Genomic DNA, 4,471 nt, shown 5'->3' with positions numbered 1-4,471 from the left:
CAGGAAGTACAGAAAATAACTGGGATGAGTTAATTGTATTAGATTCAGATGGTGTTACCAACTTAAATGCAGCAACACCTTATGGCGCAGCAGGAAACTTAGCAGGATTACAGTTTGTATCTTCAGGCGACACCATTACAATAGGTGTAACCTCAGATGGATCAGGCATTAGTTGTACAACCAATCCTTGGAATTTTGATGTATTTTGTGTTGATACCACAGCCTTACCAAACTGTAATGCGTCCTTAACAGACCCATTAAACGGAGCAGTAGGAGTGAGTGAAAACACGAATTTAACTTGGTCGGCAGCTAGTGTATTTGTCACAGGTTATACCTTATATATGGGTACAACTCCAGGAGGAACAGATATATTAGATGGTGTAGATGTAGGAGATGTATTGACTTATAATCTACCAGATAATTTAAATTACGAAACAACGTATTATGTAACCATAATACCATATAACGATAATGGACCAGCAGTCAATTGTAATGAAGAAAGTTTTACAACTAGACTAGATCCAAATCAAATAATAGATTGTGCTAATAATCAAATTTTAAATACGGTTTTCTGTTATGAAAATGGAATTCCTATGTGGACAGAAATTTTCAGTTTCCAAAGTTCTGATGGTAGTCCATTAAATTTATTTTTTAATTCAGGAACCATAGAAAACTGTTGTGATACAATAAGATTAGAAGAAGGAGATGGGACTCTAATATATGAAGGAACAGGAGCAGCAGGAGATTTAGCTGGCTTGTCTATAAACTCTACAAGTGATAGAATAGTGATGTTTTATGAAGCAGATGGTTCGGTTAGTTGTAGTAGTGGTAGTAGAATTGAATGGGATTTCGATGTGTCATGTATAGACACTTCAGCATTACCAAATTGTAATGCCACTTTAACGGACCCATTAAATGGTGCTATAGATGTTAGTGAAAATACAAATTTAACTTGGACTCCAGCAACTATTTTTGTTACTGGATATACATTATATGTGGGAACCACACCTGGAGGAACAGACGTTTTAGATGGTGTAGATGTTGGAAATGTATTAACCTATGATTTAGGAACATTAAATTACGAAACAACGTATTATGTAACTATTATACCATATAACGATAATGGCAATGCTACCAATTGTACCGAAGAAAGTTTTACAACTAGAGCCGATCCAAATCAAATAATAGATTGTGCTAATAATCAAATATTAAATACAGTTTTCTGTTATGAAAATGGAATTCCTATGTGGACAGAAATTTTCAGTTTCCAAAGTTCAGACGGCAGTCCTTTAAACATGTTCTTTAATTCAGGAACAATTGAGACTTGTTGCGATACCATTAGAATTGAAGAAGGAGACGGAACACTTATTTATCAAGGAACTGGAGCGGGAGGAAACTTGGCTGGCTTATCATTATATTCAACAACAGATAGAATGGTCATGTTTTACGAAGCAGATGGTTCTATAAGTTGTAGTAGTGGATCTCGAGTAGAATGGGATTTTGATGTATCTTGTTTTGATGCCACTGCACCACCAAATTGTAATGCTGATTTAATTGCACCTGCCGATGGAGCTATTGATGTTGCTACCAACTCAACCATAACTTGGTCTCCAGCATCTATAATAGTAACTGGTTATACCATTTCTATTGGTACTACTCCAGGAGGAACAGACATTGCTGATAACGTTGATGTAGGGAATGTGTTAACTTACAATCCAGGAATTTTAACTAATGCAACAACATATTATGTAACGGTTACTCCATATAATGATAATGGTCCTGCTCAAAATTGTACAGAACAAAGTTTCAAAACAATTTGTATTCCACATGTAGTGACATTTAATGCTATAGGAGATTGTGATACAGACCCTAATAATCCAGATTTCGTAATAGAAGTTAATATTGCCGACCTAATTGGTTCTGCTTCAATTATTATAACAGACGATCAAGGTAGTCCAGCTCAAACAGCTACAGCTGCTGGAATTATTACTATGGGACCTTATGCTGCAAATACAGTGGTTACCATAACGACAATAAAATCTGATGATGATACGTGCGATGTAATAAGTAGTCCTATAACATTTATTTGTCCACCACCACCTAATCAATGTTCAATAATATACGCTGGTGAGGACAATTCTGTAAATTGTGATGAATCTACTGATTTAACAGCTGTTTATCATTTATTTGGTCAAGACACAAATAATTATATAATAAATGGTTTAGATACTTGCCCACTTCCTTCCACAGTAGGAGGAACAGGAACAAGTATAAATACAGATGATGTATGGTCTGACGTAATTAATATTGGATTTGAATTCTGTTTCTTTGGTGATGTCTACGACCAAATTCTTATTGGATCTAATGGTGTATTATCTTTCGAATTAGAAAATGCTGGAGGTTATAATGGATGGCCATTTACAGAAACATTACCAAATAATACGAATGGTACATTATCTCAAGCCAATATATTTGGTGTTGGTCATGATATTGATCCTAGTGTTTGTGGAGATATTAATTATTTAGTAATAGGGACAGCTCCTTATAGAATGTTCGTAGTAAATTATACTGGTGTTTGCCATTATAGTTGTACTGATTTATTATCAAGTAGCCAGATTATATTATACGAATCATCTAATAATATTGATATTAATGTATTTGATAAACCAACATGTACAACATGGAATAGTGGTAATGCTGTTATAGGTGTTCAAAATATTGCCGGAGATATAGCATTTACTCCACCTGCTAGAAATACTGGACCTTGGACAGTAACAGAACAAGAGTCATGGAGGTTTGCACCTTACGAAGATACTCCTAGCTTTGTTTTTGAATGGTTTGATGGAGCAACGTCATTAGGAAATAGTGAAACGATTACAGTGTCTCCTAGTGTAACAACTACATATACAGCTTCAGTAACATACGATTTATGTACAGGTGGTACTGCAACTATTACAGATGATGTAACAGTTACAGTTGAAGGATCTCAAGGTGATGCTTCGTTTACAATGACAGCAACTTGTGATGGAGGGACAGCTGAAATTACTGGAGATGAAGGAGGAACCTTTTCCTTAAACCCAGAACCTGGAGATGGTGCTACAATTGACCCTACAACAGGAACTATAACAAATGGTGTTTCAGGAATGACATATACTGTTGAATATATCATAACAGGTGATTGTGGAGCAAGCAGTACACAGGATGTTACAGTTTTAGACTCTGAAGACGCTTCATTTACAATGACAGCAACTTGTGATGGAGGAATAGCAGAAATTATAGGAACAACAGGAGGAACCTTTGCATTAAACCCAGAGCCAGGAGATGGCGCAACTATAGACCCATCAACAGGTGAAATTTCTGGAGGTGTTTCGGGTACAACCTATACAGTTGAATATACAACGAGCAATAGTGAATGTTCAGCATCAAGTACACAGGATGTTACAGTTTTAGACTCTGAAGACGCTTCATTTACAATGACAGCAACTTGTGATGGAGGAATAGCGGAAATTACAGGAACAACAGGAGGAACCTTTGCGTTCAACCCAGAGCCAGGAGATGGAGCTAGTATAGACCCATCAACAGGAGAGATTACTGGAGGTGTTTCAGGGATGACTTATACTGTTGAGTATACAACAAGCGATAGTGAATGTGCTTCAAGTAGCACTCAAGATGTTACTGTTTTACCAGCAGAAGATGCATCATTTTTAATGACAGCAACTTGCGATGGAGGAACTGCCGAAATCATAGGAACAACAGGTGGAACCTTTGCGTTCAACCCAGAGCCAGGAGATGGAGCTAGTATAGACCCATCAACAGGAGAGATTACTGGAGGTGTTTCAGGGATGACTTATACTGTTGAGTATACAACAAGCGATAGTGAATGTGCTTCAAGTAGCACTCAAGATGTTACTGTTTTACCAGCAGAAGATGCATCATTTTTAATGACAGCAACTTGCGATGGAGGAACTGCCGAAATCATAGGAACAACAGGTGGAACCTTTGCGTTCAACCCAGAGCCAGGAGATGGAGCTAGTATAGACCCATCAACAGGAGAGATTACTGGAGGTGTTTCAGGGATGACTTATACTGTTGAGTATACAACAAGCGATAGTGAATGTGCTTCAAGTAGCACTCAAGATGTTACTGTTTTACCAGCAGAAGATGCATCATTTTTAATGACAGCAACTTGCGATGGAGGAACTGCCGAAATCATAGGAACAACAGGTGGAACCTTTGCGTTCAACCCAGAGCCAGGAGATGGAGCTAGTATAGACCCATCAACAGGAGAGATTACTGGAGGTGTTTCAGGGATGACTTATACTGTTGAGTATACAACAAGCGATAGTGAATGTGCTTCAAGTAGCACTCAAGATGTTACTGTTTTACCAGCAGAAGATGCATCATTTTTAATGACAGCAACTTGCGATGGAGGAACTGCCGAAATCATAGGAACAACAGGTGGAACCTTTGC

Annotated in this window: 1 pseudogene; it reads left to right on the top strand. The window is 37.6% G+C overall.

Annotated features, from left to right (window positions below):
- Positions 1-4,471, top strand: a pseudogene (locus LX78_RS14855) (hypothetical protein); the annotation flags it as partial.

The organism is Xanthomarina spongicola (assembly GCF_003148645.1).
Taxonomy (GTDB): domain Bacteria; phylum Bacteroidota; class Bacteroidia; order Flavobacteriales; family Flavobacteriaceae; genus Xanthomarina; species Xanthomarina spongicola.
Note: the sequence above shows the minus strand (reverse complement) of the source record. Positions and strands in the feature narration are given on the sequence as shown.